This window comes from Pantoea sp. X85 (assembly GCF_029623675.1).
Taxonomy (GTDB): domain Bacteria; phylum Pseudomonadota; class Gammaproteobacteria; order Enterobacterales; family Enterobacteriaceae; genus Pantoea; species Pantoea leporis.
Genome location: NZ_CP121108.1, coordinates 100,718 through 120,842, shown reverse-complemented (window position 1 = coordinate 120,842; position 20,125 = coordinate 100,718). Strand labels below are relative to the sequence as shown.

Annotated in this window: 17 protein-coding genes, 1 tRNA gene and 1 riboswitch; of the genes, 4 read left to right on the top strand and 14 right to left on the bottom strand. The window is 56.5% G+C overall.

The features are described from left to right. Positions 1–4: 4 nt before the first annotated feature. The 7 genes from dppC to P6287_RS00545 form a co-directional block, all read right to left on the bottom strand. Entirely contained in the window at positions 5–907 is a 903-nt protein-coding gene (dppC, locus tag P6287_RS00575; protein ID WP_110867893.1) for a dipeptide ABC transporter permease DppC, read from the bottom strand. A 9-nt stretch (positions 908–916) separates the two neighbouring features. Then, complete coding sequence (dppB, locus tag P6287_RS00570; protein WP_192414368.1) at positions 917–1,936, bottom strand: dipeptide ABC transporter permease DppB; 1,020 nt, start codon at positions 1,934–1,936, stop codon at positions 917–919. A gap of 198 nt (positions 1,937–2,134) precedes the next feature. Next, positions 2,135–3,745: a dipeptide ABC transporter periplasmic-binding protein DppA gene (gene dppA, locus P6287_RS00565; protein ID WP_101763804.1), complete on the bottom strand. Its 1,611-nt coding sequence runs from the start codon at positions 3,743–3,745 to the stop codon at positions 2,135–2,137. Between the two features lie 957 nt (positions 3,746–4,702). Further along, positions 4,703–4,779, bottom strand: a tRNA-Pro gene (locus P6287_RS00560). Positions 4,780–4,883: 104 nt separating this feature from the next. Next, the gene (eptB, locus tag P6287_RS00555; RefSeq protein WP_277974349.1) at positions 4,884–6,575 is read right to left on the bottom strand and encodes a kdo(2)-lipid A phosphoethanolamine 7''-transferase; all 1,692 of its coding nucleotides are present in this window, start codon (positions 6,573–6,575) and stop codon (positions 4,884–4,886) included. A 269-nt stretch (positions 6,576–6,844) separates the two neighbouring features. Then, positions 6,845–7,273 carry an organic hydroperoxide resistance protein gene (locus P6287_RS00550; protein WP_101763806.1) on the bottom strand — a complete coding sequence of 143 codons (429 nt, stop codon included), beginning with the start codon at positions 7,271–7,273 and terminating at the stop codon, positions 6,845–6,847. Between the two features lie 99 nt (positions 7,274–7,372). Next, positions 7,373–7,837 carry a MarR family transcriptional regulator gene (locus P6287_RS00545; protein ID WP_101763807.1) on the bottom strand — a complete coding sequence of 155 codons (465 nt, stop codon included), beginning with the start codon at positions 7,835–7,837 and terminating at the stop codon, positions 7,373–7,375. Positions 7,838–7,899: 62 nt separating this feature from the next. Here P6287_RS00545 and P6287_RS00540 point away from each other — a divergent pair, with 62 nt between their 5' ends. Then, positions 7,900–8,493 (top strand): HD domain-containing protein, encoded by a 594-nt coding sequence (locus P6287_RS00540; protein WP_277974348.1) that lies wholly within the window; start codon positions 7,900–7,902, stop codon positions 8,491–8,493. A 42-nt stretch (positions 8,494–8,535) separates the two neighbouring features. Here the strand turns inward: P6287_RS00540 and P6287_RS00535 are convergent, their stop codons facing one another. The 7 genes from P6287_RS00535 to P6287_RS00505 form a co-directional block, all read right to left on the bottom strand. Continuing rightward, positions 8,536–8,832, bottom strand: coding sequence for an HTH-type transcriptional regulator (locus P6287_RS00535; RefSeq protein WP_008104629.1), 297 nt, complete (start codon positions 8,830–8,832; stop codon positions 8,536–8,538). Positions 8,833–9,079: 247 nt separating this feature from the next. After that, positions 9,080–12,679 carry an urea carboxylase gene (gene uca / locus P6287_RS00530; RefSeq protein ID WP_277974347.1) on the bottom strand — a complete coding sequence of 1,200 codons (3,600 nt, stop codon included), beginning with the start codon at positions 12,677–12,679 and terminating at the stop codon, positions 9,080–9,082. 79 nt (positions 12,680–12,758) lie between these two features. Next, positions 12,759–13,394, bottom strand: a complete 636-nt coding sequence (locus P6287_RS00525) for an urea amidolyase associated protein UAAP2 (RefSeq protein WP_277974346.1) — start codon at positions 13,392–13,394, stop codon at positions 12,759–12,761. Further along, the gene (locus P6287_RS00520) at positions 13,394–14,101 is read right to left on the bottom strand and encodes an urea amidolyase associated protein UAAP1 (RefSeq protein ID WP_101763811.1); all 708 of its coding nucleotides are present in this window, start codon (positions 14,099–14,101) and stop codon (positions 13,394–13,396) included. The genes P6287_RS00525 and P6287_RS00520 overlap by 1 nt, the downstream gene beginning before the upstream one ends. 11 nt (positions 14,102–14,112) lie before the next feature. Further along, positions 14,113–14,859, bottom strand: coding sequence for an ABC transporter ATP-binding protein (locus P6287_RS00515; protein WP_277974345.1), 747 nt, complete (start codon positions 14,857–14,859; stop codon positions 14,113–14,115). A 10-nt stretch (positions 14,860–14,869) separates the two neighbouring features. Continuing rightward, the gene (locus P6287_RS00510; RefSeq protein ID WP_277974344.1) at positions 14,870–15,682 is read right to left on the bottom strand and encodes an ABC transporter permease subunit; all 813 of its coding nucleotides are present in this window, start codon (positions 15,680–15,682) and stop codon (positions 14,870–14,872) included. Positions 15,683–15,696: 14 nt separating this feature from the next. Next, a complete protein-coding gene (locus P6287_RS00505; protein ID WP_277974343.1) occupies positions 15,697–16,782 on the bottom strand; it encodes a putative urea ABC transporter substrate-binding protein in 1,086 nt (361 codons plus the stop codon). Between the two features lie 63 nt (positions 16,783–16,845). Continuing rightward, a riboswitch (guanidine-I (ykkC/yxkD leader) is annotated at positions 16,846–16,940 on the bottom strand. Positions 16,941–17,347: 407 nt separating this feature from the next. Here P6287_RS00505 and P6287_RS00500 point away from each other — a divergent pair. Genes P6287_RS00500 through P6287_RS00490 form a run of 3 tightly spaced genes read left to right on the top strand, consistent with a single transcriptional unit; the run spans position 17,348 to position 20,120 of the window. Continuing rightward, complete coding sequence (locus P6287_RS00500; RefSeq protein WP_277974342.1) at positions 17,348–18,070, top strand: FadR/GntR family transcriptional regulator; 723 nt, start codon at positions 17,348–17,350, stop codon at positions 18,068–18,070. Further along, entirely contained in the window at positions 18,067–19,062 is a 996-nt protein-coding gene (locus P6287_RS00495) for an ABC transporter ATP-binding protein (protein ID WP_277974341.1), read from the top strand. Before P6287_RS00500 ends, P6287_RS00495 begins: the two co-directional genes overlap by 4 nt. Further along, the gene (locus P6287_RS00490; protein WP_101763817.1) at positions 19,059–20,120 is read left to right on the top strand and encodes an oligopeptide/dipeptide ABC transporter ATP-binding protein; all 1,062 of its coding nucleotides are present in this window, start codon (positions 19,059–19,061) and stop codon (positions 20,118–20,120) included. Before P6287_RS00495 ends, P6287_RS00490 begins: the two co-directional genes overlap by 4 nt. The last annotated feature ends 5 nt before the right edge of the window (positions 20,121–20,125 follow it).

Below are 20,125 nucleotides of genomic sequence, written 5' to 3'. Positions count from 1 at the left end.
CTCTTTACTGCTTGAGTTTCGGGTCGAGTGCATCACGCAAACCATCGCCCATGAGGTTGAATGCCAGAACCGTTAGCAGAATGGTCACTCCAGGGAATGTCACCACCCACCAGGCACTTTGCGCATACTGCAACACGTCGGAGAGCATGGTGCCCCACTCCGGCGTTGGCGGCTGCGCCCCCATACCGAGAAAGCCCAACGCCGCCATATCGAGGATGGCGTTGGAGAAACCTAATGATGCCTGCACGATCAGCGGTGCCAGGCAGTTAGGCAGAATATTGATGAACATCTGGCGCAGCGTACCGGCACCCGCCACGCTTGAGGCGGTAACGTAGTCGCGGTTAACTTCAACCAGCACCGCAGCACGCGTCAGACGGATATAGTGCGGCAAGGCGACGAAGGTAATCGCCAGCGAGGCATTAACGATCGACGGACCGAAGATCGCCACCAGCACCAATGCCAGCAGCAGGCTTGGCAGCGCCAGCATGATATCGACCACACGCATAATGATGGCGTCAACCACGCCGCCAAGGTAGCCAGCCATCAGGCCAAATATCACGCCGAGAATCAGCGACAGCACGACGACCATGCAGCCAACTAGCAGCGACAGACGCGCGCCGTACATCAGGCGCGACAGCACATCGCGGCCCACGTCATCGGTACCGAGGATGTAGCTCCAGCTGCCGCCTTCCTGCCAAACCGGCGGATGCAGCAAGGCATCACGGAATTGCTCAGCCGGTGCGTGCGGTGCCAGCACATCAGCAAAGATAGCGATTAACAGCATCAGAACGATGTAAACCAGGCCGATAACCGCCCCTTTGTTACGCCTGAAGTAGTGCCAGAATTCCTGCAACGGGGTCATCGGCTTGGGTGCAGCAGTTACGCTTGCGGGATCAACAGCAGACATGATTCCCCCTTATTTCTTATGACGGATACGTGGATTGACCACGCCGTACAACAGATCAACCAGCAGGTTGACCACGATGATCAGAATCGCCACCAGCAACACGCCGCCCTGCACCACCGGATAATCACGGCGTTGCAGCGCTTCGATCAGCCAGCGACCGAGTCCCGGCCACGAGAAGATGGTTTCGGTCAGAATCGCACCGGCCAGCAGCGTACCAACCTGCAAACCAATCACGGTGACGACCGGCAGCATGGCGTTACGCAGCGCATGCACCACAATCACACGCATACGCGTCAGCCCTTTGGCGCGAGCGGTGCGGATGTAATCTTCACCCAGCACTTCCAGCATCGAGGAGCGCGTCATACGCACGATCACCGCCAGCGGAATGGTGCCGAGCACGATGGCCGGCAGAATCATGTGCATCACCGCATCTTTAAAATCGCCCTCTTCGCCCCACAGCAGCGTATCAATCAGCATAAATCCGGTGAGCGGATGACTGTCGTCAAGGAAGATGATGTCGCTGACGCGCCCGGAGACCGGCGTGAGGTTCAACTGCACCGAGACCAGCATGATCAGCATGATGCCCCACCAGAAAATCGGCATCGAGTAACCGGTGAGCGAGATGCCCACGGCGGTGTGATCGAAGATCGAGCCGCGTTTTACCGCGGCCAGCACGCCAACAGGAATGCCGACAGCGACCGCGAACAACATGGCGCAGATGCCCAGTTCCAGCGTAGCTTTGAAGCGTGGTACGAATTCGTCCCAAACCGGGATACGGCTTTTCAGCGAGATGCCGAGGTCACCGTGTAAGACGCCGTTGATGTAGGTGATGTATTGCTTCCACATCGGCTGATCGAGGCCAAACTGCGCCATCAATTGCGCGTGACGTTCAGGAGAGATACCGCGTTCGCCGGCCATGATCAGTACCGGATCGCCGGGGATCAAGTGGACAAACGCGAAGGTCAATAACGTGATACCGATGAACGTTGGGATGACAAGGCCCAAACGTCGGAGTATGAATTGCAGCATAAGCCTGGTTCTCTGACATTTCCCACAGCGTTACCGCCGGGGACAACATTGCTCAACACTCGCAGCCAGCCGAAGGCGGACGCGACGCAAGAAGCGCTTCATTAGTAGAATTTGCCGGAAAAAAAGAGCGGAATACGGGCGGCGAAGGTGCCGCCCGAGGGCCAGCAATGCTGGCCCTGACCGCGATAATCCGAAAGGTTATTCCTGGATATCGACGTTTTCGAAGTGATGTTTACCTAATGGATCAACCACATAACCAGAGACTTTCTTACTCACTGGCTCGTAGACGGTTGAGTGAGCGATGATCAGCGCTGGAGCCTGGTCATGCATCACTACCTGAGCCTGTTTGTACAGTTCAATACGTTTGTTGTGATCGGCTTCAGCACGGGCTGGCTGAATCAGATCTTCAAACGGCTTGTAGCACCAACGTGAGTAGTTAGAACCGTCTTTCGCCGCTGCACAGCTGAACAGCGTGGCGAAGAAGTTATCCGGATCCCCATTATCACCGGTCCAGCCCATCATTACGGTCTGGTGTTCACCGGCTTTCGCGCGTTTCAGGTACTCGCCCCATTCGAAGGTGACGATTTTGGCTTTCACGCCAATTTTCGCCCAGTCAGCCTGAACCATTTCCGCCATGCGACGTGCGTTCGGGTTGTATGGACGCTGAACCGGCATTGCCCACAGGTCGATGGAGAAACCATCAGCCATGCCTGCTTCTTTCAGCAGCGCTTTGGCTTTCTCAGGATCGTAAGCGTAATCTTTGATGTCGTCGTTGTAGCCCCACATGGTGGGTGGGATCAGGTTTTTCGCGGCCTGGCCAGCGCCCTGATAAACGGCATCAATGATGGCTTGTTTGTTCACCGCCATGGTCAGTGCCTGACGCACCTTCACGTTATCCAGCGGCTTTTTCTCGGTGTTGAACGACAGGTAACCGACGTTCAAACCAGGCTGTTCCATCAGGTTAATTTTGTCGTCTTTCTTCATGCTGGCGATGTCGGCCGGGTTCGGGTACGGCATGACCTGGCACTCGCCTTTCTGCAGTTTCGCATAACGCACAGAGGCGTCTGGCGTGATGGAGAACACTAAGCGATCAATCTTCGGCTTAGTGCCCCAGAAGTCTGGGTTAGCTTTATACAGAATGCGCGAGTCTTTCTGATACTGCTGCAGTACGAACGGACCGGTGCCCACTGGATTGAGGTCCAGCTTCTCAGGCGTGCCCGCTTTCAGCATGTTGTCGGCATATTCTTTAGAAATGATTGAGGCGAAGTCCATGCCGAGGTCAGCAATGAACGGCGCTTCAGGACGCGTCAGCGTGAAGCGTACGGTGTAATCGTCAACTTTTTCGATTTTGGCGATCAGCTTAGGCATGTCCATGCCTTCGAAGTATTCGTAGCTGCCGCCAGAAACACCGTGATATTTGTTGTTTTTGTCGAGCTGACGCTCGAAGGAGAACACGACGTCATCGGCATTGAAGGTGCGGGTTGGCTTGAAGTCTTTGGTGGTTTGCCACTTCACGCCCTGACGCAGGTGGAAGGTATAAGTTTTACCGTCCGCGCTGACATCCCATTTTTCTGCCAGACCTGGCTGCAGCTCGGTGGTACCGGTTTTGAACTCAACCAGACGGTTGTAGATCGGTACCGAGCTTGCGTCGTAGGTGGTGCCCGATGTGAAGAGCTGCGGGTTGAAGCCTTCCGGCGAACCTTCTGAACAATAAACGAGGGTTTTCGCCTGGACACCAGCGGCAACGGTCATAGCAATCAGGCTGAGACCGACCTTCAGCATCCTGGATTTAGCCAGGGAGTTGATCATGTTTTGCTCCATTGTGATGTGATGTTGTGTGCGTCGCCCGACCTCTGATTTTTTTATGCGGTTCGGGCAGGTCAATTAAGAGTAAGCAAAATGTGAGCGGTTATTTTTTTGTGCTGGCACCGTGGAATCTGTCAGACACGTCCTTCTCTACATTTTATTGACGCATCAATTTGTCAACAGTTGCAATGAACGTCAATACAGTGTGGGGTTATTTACATAGAGTGTGACTAAGTGCAAGCAACGATAAAAAACACCCTTCTCAGCCTAAGCCAAAATTAAAAAAGGTGATAAAGCGCTCAATGCCGCGTGATTATCTGGCTATGTAGTCAAATAGCAGTGATTATCACCGCTAAAAAACACACAAAACTTATTGGTAAATGTTGAATATCTGAACGATTCTGCGTGCGTTATGACGTTCAGGCAGCGGAATGTGCTAGGGAAATGGCATAAGAAATCAGCATGATGCATAAACCGGTCATAAGAAGAATGTTTCGCGAATTAAGCGCGCGGGTTCGATTTGGCGTGGGGTACGCGGGAGTTAGTGGAGATAATGGTGAGTATTGCTGGTTTAGGGGATGGAATGGGTATATTTAGGGGTTTTGCTATTCGCTCGGTGCGTTGCTCAGGAAAGGCGGCTCGAACGCAAAGTCGGCGTGAATACGTCCCTGTAGCCTCGACCGCCGCATCCCTGCGGCGGACGCTTTGCTAAACGAGCCGCCTTCCCATCGCCAGGTTGGCTTCTGTTTTGCTGTTAAAAAAATGCAGAGGAGTTTGAAGAAGGATGGAATACAGGGCCGCGGAGTAAAGCTTCCGGCGCAGGGATGCGCCGGCAGAGCCCACAGGGATGTGTCCACGGCGACTTTACGGAGCGGCCCTGTATTTCAGCCTGATCGGCACAAGACCCAACAAATTACAGACGAAAAAAAACCTGCTTATAAAAGCAGGTTTCTTCAAAGATGGTCGGCGAGAGAGGATTCGAACCTCCGACCCACTGGTCCCAAACCAGTTGCGCTACCAAGCTGCGCTACTCGCCGATGGGGGCGCATATTACTGCGCTGCTAAAAAAGCGTCAATGCCTTTTACTGAAAACCCAACTGATCGCCTGGAAAGCAAGCAGCGGTCAACAACCCCAAAAAAATCACAGCGCTTTAGCAGGCGCGGCCGCTGGTGCTGAACACCAATTATTTGCGTCTTTAATTCCGCCGTCCGGCGAGGTGTAGCCGAGGCAACCCATGATGGTGTCGAACAGCTCAACATGGCGATGGGTTTTACCCACGCGCTGCTGCGCCTGTAAACGTTCGAAGTTGCTGCGGTTGGTTGGATCTTCAAGATACTTATCAGAAGCCCACACCATCATCGGTACACGGAACTGCTCCGGTGGCGCCATCTCGCGCGGCGTACCGTGCAAGTGCATATTCTCGCTGATTGATTCACCGTGATCGGAGGCGTAGAACACAATCGCCTTCTTATCTCGCAACTGATCGAGCACGCTATCCAGCATGGTATCCACGTACAAAATCGAGTTGTCGTAGGCGTTAATCAACTGCGCTTTACTGCACTTCTCATCAACGCCCATGCATTCCGGCTGATAGCGAGCGAAATCACGCGGGTAACGCTGAGAATAAAGGTAGTGCGAGCCTTTGGTGTGCAGAATCACCACGTGCTTGCCTTTTGGGAAGCGCTGTAACGATGCCTGCAACTCCGGCACTAACAGCATGTCATCGACCGCTTTGCCCTGATTACGCTTCTCTGAACCAATCTGCTCGCGGAACGAGAAGTTATTGGTGTCAGCGTTATCGTAGAACCACACTTCGCTCTGCATCGCGAACAGCTCAGACGTGAAGCCCAGCTCTTTCAACACGGCGAAAACATTTTGTTCTTTCAACGTGCGGCCCGGATTATCCATGGTGCCACCTTCGCGCACGAACATGCAGCGCAGCGACAGCTTGGTGGCGGTATCACAAGATTCACCACGGAACGCGACCAGGTTCTTCTCTTTCGACAGCTTCGGCGTGGTATCACGATCGTAGCCGAGCATGCCCATGTGATCCCAGCGCGTGGTTTCGCCAATCACAAACACCATATAGGTATCGTCGAGGCCCGCAGGCGCGACGTAAGTAAACTCTTTTGCCGGATCGAGTAACTTCTGGCCATCCCACTCTTCATCAACTTTGGTCCAGGCGAACAGGCCCAGCGCGGCAATCCAGTTGGATGGCAGATACGAGTGCGCCACCACGCCGCCATAGCTCGGCAAATCGATGTTGGTGATCTCTTCATTCACCTTCTGCAACTTGTCGAAATAGCGAATCGGCAGCCAGACCAGCGCCACGCTCAGCAGCATAACGGCTACCGGCTTAAGACGTTGGCCAGGCGTTTTAAGTTGTTCAATCAGTGTCTGGCTAAGCTTATTGCGCCAGATAAGCAGCAGCGGCAGCGCACTCACCAGCACCATCCACAGCACGAAATGCAGACCAATCACTTCTTTAGAGAGATCGATATCGGTGGTCATCACCGAGGCGATAATGCCGTAGCCAATCACCACGTTGAAGAACGCCATGAAATAGGCGGCGGCAACAGAGATGATCACGGTGAGTGTGGCGAGAATGCGGTAAACCCATTTGCCGCCCAGCGACAGCAGGCGCATCAGGAAGAAAGTCAGCAGTACCGCTGCCATCACTTCCGCCGCTGCAGAGAGCCAGTTAGAGATATTGGATTTCGTTAAGAAGCCGTCAAAGCGGCGATAAAATATCGGTAAATTCAGTAAGATACCGAGATATAACGCAAGCAGCAGAGACAGCTTTTGCTGCGTTAAACTTTTAATATAATTCATGAAAATTTTCTATTCCCGACCTGGTGTCGTTGTATCAACCGTTATGTGACTGTTTAAAGACAGCAGAGTTCGCTAAACCGCATTAAAAGCGTGACGCAAGATGCAGGATCGGGACGATTCCGACTGGCGAAAGGGCGATGGCGCGAAGCCGAGCAGTAGAACATTTAACCAATGGTAAGACCAGATAAATTTTCTAATCGAACCGGTTAGCGTTTTATTCAGATGTGAAAAAGGCTCCCGCAGGAGCCTGTTATCGTGAACAACATCAATTAGTTGATGATGTTCAGCGTCACGTCGATATTGCCACGCGTTGCGTTTGAGTATGGGCAAACGATGTGTGCCGCATCCACCAGCTTCTGCGCTTCAGCTGCATCCATCTCTGGCAGATGAATATTCAGTTTGGCTTCAATACCGAAACCGTTCGGGATTGGGCCAATGCCAACTTCGCCTTCAATCCACGCATCTTTCGGCATCGAAATCTTGTCGCGGCCAGCCACAAACTTCATCGCTCCGAGGAAACACGCTGAATAACCTGCAGCAAACAGCTGCTCTGGGTTAGTCACTTCGCCGCCTGCGCCGCCCATCTCTTTTGGCACGCCCAGTTTTACATCCAGTACGTTGTCGGAAGAAGTAGCACGACCATCACGACCGCCGGTAGCTTTAGCTTTTGCAGTGTAAACAACTTTTTCTAAAGACATAATAACCTCATTAATTCGCTATATAATCGCGCACTACTTATTATGCGCAAACCTGAACGTCATCTTTTGGGTTGTCGGGACAGCGACTTCCCCTGTTTATTAATTGGCGCGGTAAAGGCTATCGCGCAACTCGTCTAACTGAGCTTTCAGTGATGCCATCACCTGATCATCGCAGGCTGTTGCGCACTGAATGGCTTCCGGAATACTTTCTGCTTTGTCACGCAACGCACGACCTTCATCGGTCAGCGTTACCACAACCTGACGCTCATCCTGACGGGAACGCTGGCGATGCAATAAACCCGCGCTCTCCAGACGTTTCAACAGCGGCGTCAGCGTGGCTGAATCAAGAAACAGCTGCTCGCCAATCTCAGAGACCGTCACATCGTCCTGACTCCACAGCACCAGCATCACCAGATATTGCGGATAGGTAATCTCCAGCTTTGATAGCAGCTGGCGATAGACTTTGTGCATCGCGAGATTCGCCGAATACAGTGCAAAGCAGAGCTGCTGATCTAACTGAAGTGGCGCCTGCTTCACTTTTTTGTCATCTTGATTACTGTTCATGGGTTTCAATATAAATAGCGCGCTAGATAATTGCAAGCGACTTTTCTCTGGGAGAGTGAAATATGCGAGATTCACTGGAAGAGCAAGCGCGCCGTTATGCCACTGAGGCGCATGCCGCTGCGGGTCAACGTCGCAAATACACTGACGAGCCTTACATTGTGCATCCGGCTGCCGTCGCCGAATTAGTGCGTAGCGTTACCGATGATGAACAGATGATTGCCGCCGCCTGGCTGCATGACACGGTAGAAGACACGCCCAGCACCATTGACGATATCGAACGCCATTTCGGCCCGCGCGTGGCGGAACTGGTGGACCAGCTCACCGACAGCGCGCAGCCTGCGGCAAAAAACCGCGCCGCACGCAAGCTGGCGCATTTTCGCCACACCGCCGATGCCTCGCCCGAAGCGCAAACCATCAAGCTGGCCGACATCATCGACAACACCCGCGCCATCGTGCAGTACGATGCCGACTTTGCGCGCGTCTATCTGGTGGAAAAGCAGATTCAGATTCAGCTGTTACGCCAGGGCGATAGCCATCTTTGGCGGCAGGCAGAGCAGACCATCAAACAAGGGCTTGCGCAGTTAGCGCAACCGCCGCACAGCGTGCCGGAGAGCTGGTTCGTTAAACAGGCAGCAAAGTATGGCGCCATAAATTAAAAACCCGCCATCAAGGCGGGTTGGATCATCCCGAAAAAGGGATTACTCCAGCAGCTGACGCCCTAAATAAGGGTTGGCCTGCAACAACTTCATCAATTTACGCGCCGTAGCGGAAGGACGTGTACGTTGCGCCTCCCAGCTTTTCACTGACGAAACGCTGACACCCATCACACGGGCAAATTCGTCAACCTGCATGCCGGTCATCTCGCGTAAACGCTGCGGCTCGGGAACTGTAGTCTGATTGATTGAAATTTCTGATACGGATGGCTTCGCGTCACGTGTCAAAACAATCTGCTCAAGGCTGCTGAGCAACTCGACCATGGGATCTTTTAATTCCATAGAGAACTCCTTAAAAACTCACTATGAAGCACGTGAAAGTAGAGAGGTAAGCGCCACCAGGCGCTGAAACCGGACGATCAGGCTGTATCCCGAAGCGGTTTCGCATAGTTATTATCAAACCGATGCGGGACACAGCCTGTTGAGCACTGCAAAAGATGTCAGGGCAATGCAACAATAGTTCGGGTTTCTAAGTATGGGACATATCCCCAACTTTGCTGCCAGATTCCTGATTATTTTTTATTCTTTCTTATGCCACTTTTGGGTCGATCACCATAAGCAATTGACCTGCCTGCACTTGCTGCCCAGGTTGCCGCGTCAGACTATGGATTTTTCCACTGACGGGCGCGATGATCGGGATTTCCATCTTCATTGATTCGAGAATGCCGACCGTGGCCCCCGCACTGATTTCACTGCCTTCCTCCACCAGCCATTGCCACACGCTGCCCGCCACCTGGCTCTCAACGGGATGACAACCGGCTGGCACCACACTCTCTTCGCTGCTCTGCGCTTGCAGCTGGCTATCGAAGGTAAACTGCCCTTCCGCTCGCCAGCGCGCCAACTCCTCATCAAACGCCTGCTGGCGCTGCTGCTGGAAGGCATCAATCTCCTGCGCGTGCTGCGTCAGCATCGCCTGATACTCGGCGAGGCGGAATTCACCCTGTTCCACGCGTAGCGGATAATCGCCCCACGGGAAACGCTCACGAATCTGCAGCAACTCGTCGGCATCTACCGGATAAAAGCGTATTTGATCGAAGAAGCGCAGTAACCAGGGCTGGGTAAACGCAGCTGTAGGGCGATCGCGGTTCCACATCTGCATAGTGCGTCCAACAAACTGATAGCCGCCCGGCCCTTCCATGCCGTACACGCACATATAAGCGCCACCGATACCGACTGAATTTTCCGCCGTCCAGGTGCGCGCCGGATTGTATTTGGTGGTCACCAGGCGATGGCGCGGATCGAGTGGCGTAGCCACCGGCGCACCGAGATAGACATCGCCCAATCCCATGACCAAATAAGAGGCGCTAAATACGATCTCTTTTACCGACTCAATGCTATCCAGCCCATTGATGCGGCGAATAAATTCAATATTGCTTGGGCACCACGGCGCATTCGGTCTGACGGATTGGTCGTAGCGCACAATCGCTTCACGACAGGCCGCATCATCCCAGCTAAGTGGCAGCCAGACGGTGCGCGCAGGCACGGCCGCATCGGCCAGGCTACCCAATGCTAAATCAGCGTGCAATATTTGCGCCACTCGCTCACTTCTGCCACACATTTGTGCGTCATAATGAATTTGTAGCGAGCGGATGCCAGGCGTCAATTCCAGTTGCCCCGGCAGCGGATGCGCTTCCAACCATTGCATCAGCGCATGCACGCGAAAACGCAACGCGATATCCAGTTGTAAATCGCCATATTCCACCAGCAGAAAACGGTCGCCCGCCGCCCGAATACTGAGCGAAGGACGTTGCTCCGTTGCCGCATGATGGTGCAGCACCGGATCAATTAAGGGCAGCGCCGCGTTCACTGTAATCGGTTGAGATTGCAGTTTGATGATCTCGTCACGCTGCGCCTGCGCCAGTTGATCGGCGGTGGCAAGTTCGATCGGCTGGAACTGGACGCGATCGCCAGCTTTCAGCTGCCCCAGCTTCCACAGATCGGCTTCAATCACCGTTGCCGGACAAACAAATCCTCCCAGCGATGGGCCATCCGGGCCGAGGATCACCGGCATATCGCCGGTAAAATCCACCGCGCCGAAGGCGTACGCATTGTCGTGGATGTTCGAGGGATGCATGCCCGCTTCGCCGCCATCGCTGCGTGCCCAGGTCGGTTTGGGGCCAATCAGGCGAATGCCGGTGCGGCTGGAGTTGTAGTGCACTTGCCACTCAGCGGCAAAAAATTCCGCGATGTCATCATCGGTGAAGAAGGTTGGCGCGCCATGCGGACCGTAAATCACCCGCAGCTGCCAGCTGCCGTTCAGTGACGGCAGCAAATTATCCGGCAAGCTGGCCGCTGTCAGCACCTGCGGCGCGGCGAGATGCAGCACATCACCGGCGCGCAGCGCGCGTCCGGCATGACCACCAAATTTGCCGAGGGTGAAAGTGCTGCGGCTACCCAGATAGCGCGGCGTATCGAGGCCACCGGCCAGCAGCAGATAGCTGCGGCTGCCGTCTCGAACTTCGCCGAGCGTCAGCGTTTGCCCGGCCTGCGCCGTCAGCCGCTGATGCATCGGTATCGTTTGTTGATCAAGCTGCGCGGCAATCGGCGCGCCGGTCAGGACAAAACTGCAGGCCTGGTTGAAGCGCAGCGTCGGGCCACGCAAGGTGATCTCCAGCCCGGCGGCCTGCGCATCATTGTCTAACAGGCGATTACCCAGCTGGAACGCGCGGCTGTCGAACGGACCGGAAGGCGGCACGCCAACATGCCAATAACCGATGCGGCCCGGCGCATCTTGCACTGTGGTTAAGGTGCCGCCGCTGAGAATATCCAGCGTTGGCGGCTGCCACTGCAGGGTGCCGAGCGTGGCGGTGATGATGCGTCCCTGCTGCACGTCCGGCAGCGTGCACAGCTGGCGCAGCCATAGCAAATTGGTTTCGATGCCGTACAGTTCGGTGGCGGACAGCGCCTGCGCCATGCTGCCTAGCGCGCTGGTCCGGTCTGCGGCATGTACAATAAGTTTCGCCAGCATCGGATCGTAAAATGGCGAAACCTCCATGCCGCTCTCAACGCTGCTGTCGATGCGCAGCGTAGCGCCCTCAATCGTAGTCGGGAACTGCACATGGCTGAGCAATCCCGCGCTGGGCTGGAACTGCTTAGCCGGATCTTCGGCGTAAAGCCGTACCTGAATGGCGTGACCTTGCACCACCGGCTGCAAATCGGCCAGCGGCGGCAATCTTTGCTGCGCCAGTTCTACCATCCAGCGCACCAAATCAACGCCATACACCATTTCGGTGACGCCATGTTCCACCTGCAAACGCGTGTTCACTTCGAGGAACCAGAACTGCTGGCTGGCATCGTCATAAACATATTCCACCGTGCCCGCGCTGCGATAGTTCACCGCCCGCGCCAGCCTTACGGCGGTGGCCTGCAACTGCGCGCGCACCGCAGCGCTCAAGCCCGGTGCGGGCGTCTCTTCCAGCACCTTTTGATTGCGGCGCTGGGCCGAGCAATCACGCTCGCCGAGCGCGATGACTTCACCTGCGCCGTCGCCAAAAATCTGCACTTCGATATGGCGCGCACGCGCAATAAACTTCTCTAAAAACACGCCATCGTCGGCGAAGTTGTTGCCTGCCAGGCGCTTCACGCGGGTGAATGCGGCGTCTAGCTGTTCGGCATCGTCACAGCGCTGCATGCCAATGCCGCCGCCGCCCGCGGTGCTTTTCAACATGACCGGATAGCCAATCTGCGCCGCCATCTGCTGCGCCTCGGCCAGCGAAGCCAGTAAGCCGCTGCCCGGCAGCAGCGGCACGTTATTCTGTTCAGCCAGCGCACGCGCGCTATGTTTCAGGCCAAAGGCCGCCATCTGCTCGGCGCTCGGCCCAAGAAAATGCACGCCCGCCGCTTCGCAGCGCGTGACAAACTCCGGATTTTCACTAAGAAAACCGTAACCGGGATGCAGCGCCTGCGCGCCACTCTGCGCGGCTATCGCCAGTAATTTATCCTGATTGAGATAAGTGTCTCGCACCTGACCTTCACCGAGCGACCAGGCTTCATCCGCCAGACGCACATGGCGCGCATGACGGTCGGCTTCGGCGTATACGGCAATCGCCCGGATATTCATGGCTTGCAGGGTTCGAATAATGCGCACGGCAATCGCGCCACGGTTGGCAATTAATACGCGATCAATCATGACTGAATACTCTCGTTGCGGCAGGTCGTCCTGCGTAGCATTGACGGCAGAAAACGGGTCGTCCCGTTGCGTCAGAAAATCACCACACGCTGACTAAAATCGGCGTTGGGTTGTAACCGTTGCAGGGATTGTTGAGCTGCGGGCAGTTGGAGATCAGCACCAGCACGTTGATGTGTGCCAGCATCTCGACATATTTGCCCGGCGCAGAAATGCCGTCGGCAAAGGTCAATCCGCCATCCTGCGTCACCGGCACGTTCATGAAAAAGTTGATGTTGTGGGTGATGTCGCGGCGCGTCAGGCCAAACTCCGGCTGCTCCGCCACCGCCAGCATCCAGCTATCGCGGCACGAATGCATATGGCGCTTCTCCAGGTCATAGCGCACCGTGTTGCTCTCGCACGAACAAGCGCCGCCGAGCGTGTCGTGACGGCCGCAGGTATCGGCAGTGATGGTCAGCATTGGGCGATCAAAGTTCGAGCGCAGCACGCTGCCGGCCGTCAGAAAAACATTGTTTTGCCCGCGCAGCGTGTCGCTCATGCTGTAGCGTTCGGCGGTGTCCTCAGCATTGAAAAACAGCGTATCGGCGGCTTGATTGCCTTCAAGATCGGTGATGCGTAGCGTTTGGCCCGCCTCGATGCGCTGCAGCCAGTAATCACCGGCATCAATTTGCTGCTGGAAGCGCGCTTCGGCTGGATCGCGCTGACTCTCATTGATCATCACATTTCTCCTTGCAGTTGATACAGCGCGTTATTGCGCAGACCGCGCTGATTCTCGTCGCGCTCGAGACACATCGCCGGCAGCGGCGCGTGTTGCGCATCCAGTTCGATCTGCACCGGCTGGCGCGGATAATCCTGCGATGCGCTGAGCGGATGCGGGCAAGTGTGCAGCAGCACTAGCGTGTCCATCGCGAAACGTAAACGCACGCTGGCACCCGCCGCGCCCTGACGTTCCAGCTGCAAAGTGCCACTGTCGTCGGCGCGCACCTGCGCAAACAGGTTGAGGCAGGACGCCATATCGCGCCGGCCGAGCCCATATTTGGCCAGCTCGACAAGAAAACTGTCGTAGCCATTTTGATGGCGCAGATTGCGCGCCTGCTGATAGGTGCTGGCACCAAAACGCGCGGCGGTTTGTGCGGCATTCAGCGTGCCGCACACGCTTTCGTGCCAGCCGAAGCTGTCGTGTTCGATGCCGCAGAAAATACGTCCCATATCTGAATAGAGACAATGACCGGCGGTGAGGCGGAAAGTGTGCTGGCACTTCAGGGTATCGGGCGCGTTATAGCGCTCCAGCAGGTTTTCCGGGTTGTAAAACAGCAGGCCGACGTTGGCGCCACCTTCGACATCGGTGAGGGTCAGCGCACTGCCGCTGCGCATCATCAGCGACCAGTGTGCGCCGCTCGGCAACAAGGTTTGATAAGGCTTCATGGTTTTCTCCTTTAGGCGACCTGCGGTTCGGATGGCTGTGCGCGATCCAGCGGCAGATCGTAAGTGATTGTCGCGCCCCAGGCTTCAGGCGCGTGCGGATCGTGGCGCAGCTTGTCGAACACCAGCAGACGCGATGCAAGGCTAAATCCCTCTTTCAAATCGTGGGTGATCATGAAAATGGTCAGGTTATGCTGCTGCCACAAACGGGTGATCAGCTGGTGCATCTCGCTACGGATGCCGGGATCGAGTGCGCCGAAGGGTTCATCGAGCAGCAAAATGCGCGGCTGCTTCATCAACGCCTGCGCCAGCGCCAGACGCTGCTGCATGCCGCCCGACAGCTGATGCGGATATTTATTCTGTGCCTGTTCAAGCCCGACCTGCGCCAGCATGGCCTGCGCGCGCTGGCGAATCGTCTGGCGTTTCTTTCCCCACACGCGGCCCAGCCAACGCGCACTGCTGAACTCGTCGCCCAGCATCACGTTGCCCAGCACCGTCATATGCGGAAACACGGAATAACGCTGAAACACCACGCCGCGATGCGCATCCGGTTCGTCGGGGATAGGTTCGCCATCCAGCAACAGCTGGCCTTTGCTGGGCGCTTCAGTGCCGAGCAGCATATTCAGGAAGGTGGTCTTGCCGCAGCCGGACGCACCGACAATCGCCACAAACTCGCCCTCTTCAACCTCGATATTGAGGCGCTCCAGCACCACTTGCTGGCCGTAATGTTTCTCAAGGTTTTTCAGTTGCAGTAACGGCATCGCTCGCCCCTTATTTCGCGTGATACCACGGCCAGCAGCGACAGCTAATCAGCCGCAGCAACAGGTCGAGCAGGAAGGCCAGCAGCGCGATCCACGCCACGTAGGGCAGAATCACATCCATTGCCAGATAACGCCGCATCAGGAAGATGCGATAACCCAGGCCTTCTGTGGCGGCGATGGCTTCGGCGGCAATCAGAAACAGCCACGCCGACGCCAGCGACAGCCGTACCGCATCCAACAGCCGCGGCATCAGCTGCGGCAGGATCACGCGCCATAAAATCTGCGCGCTGTGCGCGCCGAGCGTCTGCGCTTTTACCAGCTGCTCGCGCGGGATCTTCTGCACCTGCAGCTGCAAATCGCGGGCAATCAGCGGCGTAATGCCGATGACAATCAGCACCACTTTCGATACTTCGCCGAGACCAAAACAGATAAACAGAATCGGCAGAATCGCCAGCGGCGGCACCAACGCAAACAGCGTCACCAGCGGCGCCAGCACCGCACGCACCACCGGCAGCGCGCCGGTGAACAGACCCAGCGCCAGCGCCAATAGCGCGCTGATCGCCACACCACACAGCAAACGCAGCAGACTGGCGGCGGTATCGCTCCACAACAGATATTCGCCAGTGCGCGGGCTGGGCTGAAATGCCATGCGGCTGATGGCGTCGCCCATGGCGTTAAAGCCCGGCAACAGCTTGTCTGCCGCATTCAGACTGAGACGCGCCTCCGACGCGAACAGATACACCAGCAGCAGCGCCAGCAGCGGCAGAACGCCCAGCAGCAAGCGGCCCAGCGGCAGCGGTTGGTAGTTGATCAACTTACGCATCGGCATCGCCTCGCTTACAGCTGCCCGGCGGCGGCCATTTTGGTGTACTCATCGGTGAAGCGCAGTTTGAGGTTACCCGCATCGCCCCAATTGCCCGCAGGCGTTGCCACGCCAACCACATCGGCGCTCGGCGCGCCCTCGCCCAGCAAACCGTGCTTGAACGAGAACTCGGCGACCATCTGCATGGTGGCTTTGAGCTGTGGGCTTTGGACGAAATCGAGGGTGGTTTTGGCATCGCTAAACAGATGCGTGGCGGCCAGCTGCTGGTCAAAGCCCGCCAGATCGGTGCCGGAAGCCTGCGCCATTTGTGTACGTGCCGCTTTAGCGCTGTCGGTTGGGCCGGACATGGTTTTCAATGTTTCATACCATGCGCCGGTCAGCGCTTTGCCGAGCTGCGGATACTTCTGCAACGTGGCGCTGTTGACCACCAGCAGATCGAGGATTTCGCCCGGAATTTGCGCGGAAGAGAAAATCAGATGGCTGTTCGGCTGCTTCTCCGCTTCGGCGAGCAGCGGATTCCACGTAACGATAGCGTTGACGTCGGCGGTGCCAAACGCTGCCACCAAATCGGCATCGGCGGTGTTCACCACTTTGACGTCTTTTTCGCTCATGCCGGATTTCTCCAGCGCCCGCGCCAGCAGGTAATGCGAAACCGAGAGTTCGACCAGATTGATTGGCTTGCCTTTCAGCGCTGAAAGGTTGCCCGCGCCTTTCAGCGCTGAAAGGTTGCCCGCGCCTTTCAGCAGAATGCCGTCGTTACCGTTGGAGTAATCGCCAACGATCAGCGCCGTGCTATCCACGCCGCCGGTGGCCGGAATGGTCAGTGCATCCATGTTGGTCATGGTGCAACCAGCAAAACCCCCGGCGGTGTATTGATTCACCGACTCGATGTAGTCGTTAACCTGCACAAACTGGATATCGATGCCGTATTTGTCGGCCCATTTTTTGACGATACCGCTCTGCTGCGCGTAATCCCACGGCATCCAGCCCGCGTAGATCGACCAGCAAATCTTAAAGGAGGGTTTGTCGGCGGCCAGCGTGTTGACGCTGAACAGCGTGATGGTGCAAAGCAACAGCAGGCGAAGGCAGGCTTTGATCATGATGGTTCCTCTGGCGTTAACGGACGAAAAAAAAGCAGGAGGCGGCGAGCAACGTTCTCGCTTTCCTCCCGGGCTTTTTTCCCGCCGTGTAACCGTCAGAGGACGGTCGGTCACTCTCGGACCAGCATCTTTCGACCGGAACCCTAGTGACCCATTGCAAATTGTCTGGCGACCTCGGTTGCCCGCTATCGCTCCTGCATCTGCGTTAACACATACAAAATAGATGCCAAGGTTATATCCCGCTGAAAACCATCGGTTATTCACCCACCGTGCGTCGCCGCACTGCTGGCATTGCACAGATAAGCAGCGCGCGCGCACCACCGTGAAGCAGTATGCCGGTGAGGACGTTGACGCTTCTCGCAATTCTCAACCGGCAATGAAAAAACTTTTACTTTGCGATCATGTGGTTATTACACATTGATGACACGCTAATCCGAACCAATTAAATATTGGTTCACTTCTTGCCTACGCTAAGAAAGCTGCCGAATTCGCCTTTTATCAGGAAAAGTGCTGGATACGCGGCGATTACCGATCTTTTTCTGAAGTATAAACAGGCGAACCAATCATGAATGACACGCCAGAAACCAGCCGCAACTCCAGCACCGCACTTGAGCAACTGCGCCAGCTGATTCAGCAACAGGAGCACACGCCCGATCGCGCGCTGCCCTCCGAACGTGAGTTAGCCGAGCGGTTTGGCATCGGTCGTCGTGAAATTCGCCGGGCATTAGATGTGCTGGAAGAAGAGGGCCGCATCTGGCGTAAACAGGGCAAAGGCACCTTTGTTGGGCCCTCCGCGCCAGTGCAGCCGCTGGTGCTACAGGATCTGCCACAGCAATCGAATCTGCTTGAAGTGATGGAAGCGCGTTTGCAGCTGGAGCCGGGGCTGGCAAGTCTTGCCGCCCTGCGCGCCACCAAAGAACAAATCGCCTTAATGAATCGCCTGCTGGAGCGCATGCACGCCATCACGCCGCCTGAAGATGGCGATCAGCATGAACTGTGGGACAGCGCCTTCCATCGCGCCATCGCCGAAGCGGCGGGCAATCGTTTGATGCTCGGGCTGTTTGATGCCGTCGATGCGGTGCGCCGCGATCCCGGCTGGCAGCATTTGCGGGTGCAGGCGCGTACCCCGGCACGCCTGGATAACTATGACACCCATCATCAGCGGCTGGTGATGCACATCGCCCAGCGCCAGCCCCATGAAGCGGCAGCGGCGATGCGTGAGCATCTGCTTGCGCTGCAACAGGCGCTGATGGAAACGCTCTATTCCCGTCAGGAGGAAGCGCCATGACCGCACATCCCGTTTTATCGCTGCGCAATCTGCGCGTGCAGTTTCGCGGCTCGCCGGTCACGGTACTGGATGATATTTCTCTGGAGCTACAGGCGGGAGAAACGCTGGCGCTGGTCGGTGAATCGGGCTGCGGCAAAAGCATCACCTCACTCACGTTGATGGGTTTGCAGCCTGACAGTGCGCAAATCTTGCAGGGCGACATGCTGTTTGATGGCCGCGATCTGCGCCAACTCAGCAGCAGTGAATACGCCAGCCTGCGTGGCAACCAATTGGCGATGATTTTTCAGGAACCGATGACCTCGCTTAATCCAGCCTTCACGCTTGGCGATCAGCTGAGCGAAGCGGTGATGCGCCATCGCAAAGTGAGTAAGCGCCAGGCAATGGACGCGGCGCTGGCGATTCTGCAAAAAGTGCAAATTCCAGCAGCGGAACAGCGGCTGAAAGCCTATCCGCATCAGCTCTCCGGCGGCATGCGCCAGCGCGTGATGATTGCCATGGCGCTGATCAACCAGCCAAAACTGTTGATTGCCGATGAACCCACTACCGCGCTCGACGTCACCATTCAGGCGCAAATTCTGGCGCTGTTGAACACCCTAAAACAGGACACTGGCACCGCAGTATTGATGATCACGCATGACCTCGGCGTGGTAGCGGAAGTGGCGCAGCGCGTGGCGGTGATGTATGCCGGTCAGGTGGTGGAGAGCGGCAGCGTGGAGCGTATTTTCAACGATCCGCAGCATCCGTACACCATTGGCCTGATGGGCTCAATTCCCAGCCTGAGCGCGCGTGAAGGGGCGTTAGCCACCATTCCCGGCCAAGTGCCGTTGCCGGAAAACATGCCGACTGGCTGCCGCTTTGCCACGCGCTGCCCCTTCGCCGAAATACGCTGCCACCAGCATCGTCCGGCGTTGCGCGCACTGGCGAACGATCATCAGGTGGCCTGTTTCCGCGCTCCGTTAGAGCAACACGTCACGCTGGGAGAAAGTGCATGAAGCCGATTTTAGAGTGCCGCGATTTAAGCAAAACCTTCTCCACCGGCAACCGGCTTTTTTCACGCAATCGCGGCGTGACGGCGGTCGATCGCGTTGCGCTACAGGTGATGCCGGGCGAAACGCTGGCGATTGTCGGCGAATCCGGTTCCGGTAAATCGACGCTGGGACGTTTGCTGCTGCGTTTATTAGCCGCCAGCGCCGGCGACGTGTTCTATCAGGGTGAAAGCATCACCGATGCCAGCGGCGCGCGACTCAATCAGCTGCGTCGCGAATTGCAGATTATCTTTCAGGATCCGTTTGCCTCGCTCAATCCGCGCATGACGGTGCAGCAGATCGTGGGCGAACCTTTGTGGCTGCACGAAAAGATGAGCCGCGATCAGCGCCACGCGCGCGTCGCCGAACTGCTGCGCACCGTTGGCCTGCCTGCGGCCTGGGCCGAACGTTACCCGCACGAGTTTTCAGGCGGTCAGCGCCAACGCATTGGTATTGCTCGCGCGCTGGCCTCACAGCCGAAATTACTGCTCGGCGATGAGCCGGTTTCAGCGCTGGATGTGTCCGTGCAGGCGCAGGTGGTGAATCTGCTTGAGAGCCTGAAACAGCAGTTTGGCCTGACGATGGTGATCGTGGCGCACGGTTTGGCGGTAATCCGCCATATGAGCGATCGCGTGGCGGTGATGTATCTCGGTCAGATTGTCGAACTGGCCAGCGTCGATGAGATTTTTGATGCGCCGCTCCATCCTTATACGCAAGCGTTGATTGCCTCCGCGCCACAAATGCAGCCGGGCGTCAGTCGCACCATCCCAATGCTGCAGGGTGATTTGCCCAACCCAGCAGATCCACCTAGCGGCTGCCGTTTTCATACCCGTTGTCCCTATGCCACAGCGGAATGTCGCCAGTTTGAACCGATTAATCAGGTGCTGAGCGGCGGCCGTCAAATTGCCTGTCACCGCTGGCAGGAGATTAATCGCGATCGCAGCGTCATCACCCTTGCGCCACCTTCCGCCGCTTTTTTACGTCGCCGCGCCCTGTTTGAGCAGGCGGTGAATCAGCAAGCCTAACCTCT

Coding starts and splice junctions, on each gene's coding strand:
- dppC (WP_110867893.1), bottom strand. CDS start 907: ATGTCTGCTGTTGATCCCGCAAGCGTAACTGCTGCACCCAAGCCGATG.
- dppB (WP_192414368.1), bottom strand. CDS start 1,936: ATGCTGCAATTCATACTCCGACGTTTGGGCCTTGTCATCCCAACGTTC.
- dppA (WP_101763804.1), bottom strand. CDS start 3,745: ATGATCAACTCCCTGGCTAAATCCAGGATGCTGAAGGTCGGTCTCAGC.
- eptB (WP_277974349.1), bottom strand. CDS start 6,575: ATGAATTATATTAAAAGTTTAACGCAGCAAAAGCTGTCTCTGCTGCTT.
- P6287_RS00550 (WP_101763806.1), bottom strand. CDS start 7,273: ATGTCTTTAGAAAAAGTTGTTTACACTGCAAAAGCTAAAGCTACCGGC.
- P6287_RS00545 (WP_101763807.1), bottom strand. CDS start 7,837: ATGAACAGTAATCAAGATGACAAAAAAGTGAAGCAGGCGCCACTTCAG.
- P6287_RS00540 (WP_277974348.1), top strand. CDS start 7,900: ATGCGAGATTCACTGGAAGAGCAAGCGCGCCGTTATGCCACTGAGGCG.
- P6287_RS00535 (WP_008104629.1), bottom strand. CDS start 8,832: ATGGAATTAAAAGATCCCATGGTCGAGTTGCTCAGCAGCCTTGAGCAG.
- uca (WP_277974347.1), bottom strand. CDS start 12,679: ATGATTGATCGCGTATTAATTGCCAACCGTGGCGCGATTGCCGTGCGC.
- P6287_RS00525 (WP_277974346.1), bottom strand. CDS start 13,394: ATGATCAATGAGAGTCAGCGCGATCCAGCCGAAGCGCGCTTCCAGCAG.
- P6287_RS00520 (WP_101763811.1), bottom strand. CDS start 14,101: ATGAAGCCTTATCAAACCTTGTTGCCGAGCGGCGCACACTGGTCGCTG.
- P6287_RS00515 (WP_277974345.1), bottom strand. CDS start 14,859: ATGCCGTTACTGCAACTGAAAAACCTTGAGAAACATTACGGCCAGCAA.
- P6287_RS00510 (WP_277974344.1), bottom strand. CDS start 15,682: ATGCGTAAGTTGATCAACTACCAACCGCTGCCGCTGGGCCGCTTGCTG.
- P6287_RS00505 (WP_277974343.1), bottom strand. CDS start 16,782: ATGATCAAAGCCTGCCTTCGCCTGCTGTTGCTTTGCACCATCACGCTG.
- P6287_RS00500 (WP_277974342.1), top strand. CDS start 17,348: ATGAATGACACGCCAGAAACCAGCCGCAACTCCAGCACCGCACTTGAG.
- P6287_RS00495 (WP_277974341.1), top strand. CDS start 18,067: ATGACCGCACATCCCGTTTTATCGCTGCGCAATCTGCGCGTGCAGTTT.
- P6287_RS00490 (WP_101763817.1), top strand. CDS start 19,059: ATGAAGCCGATTTTAGAGTGCCGCGATTTAAGCAAAACCTTCTCCACC.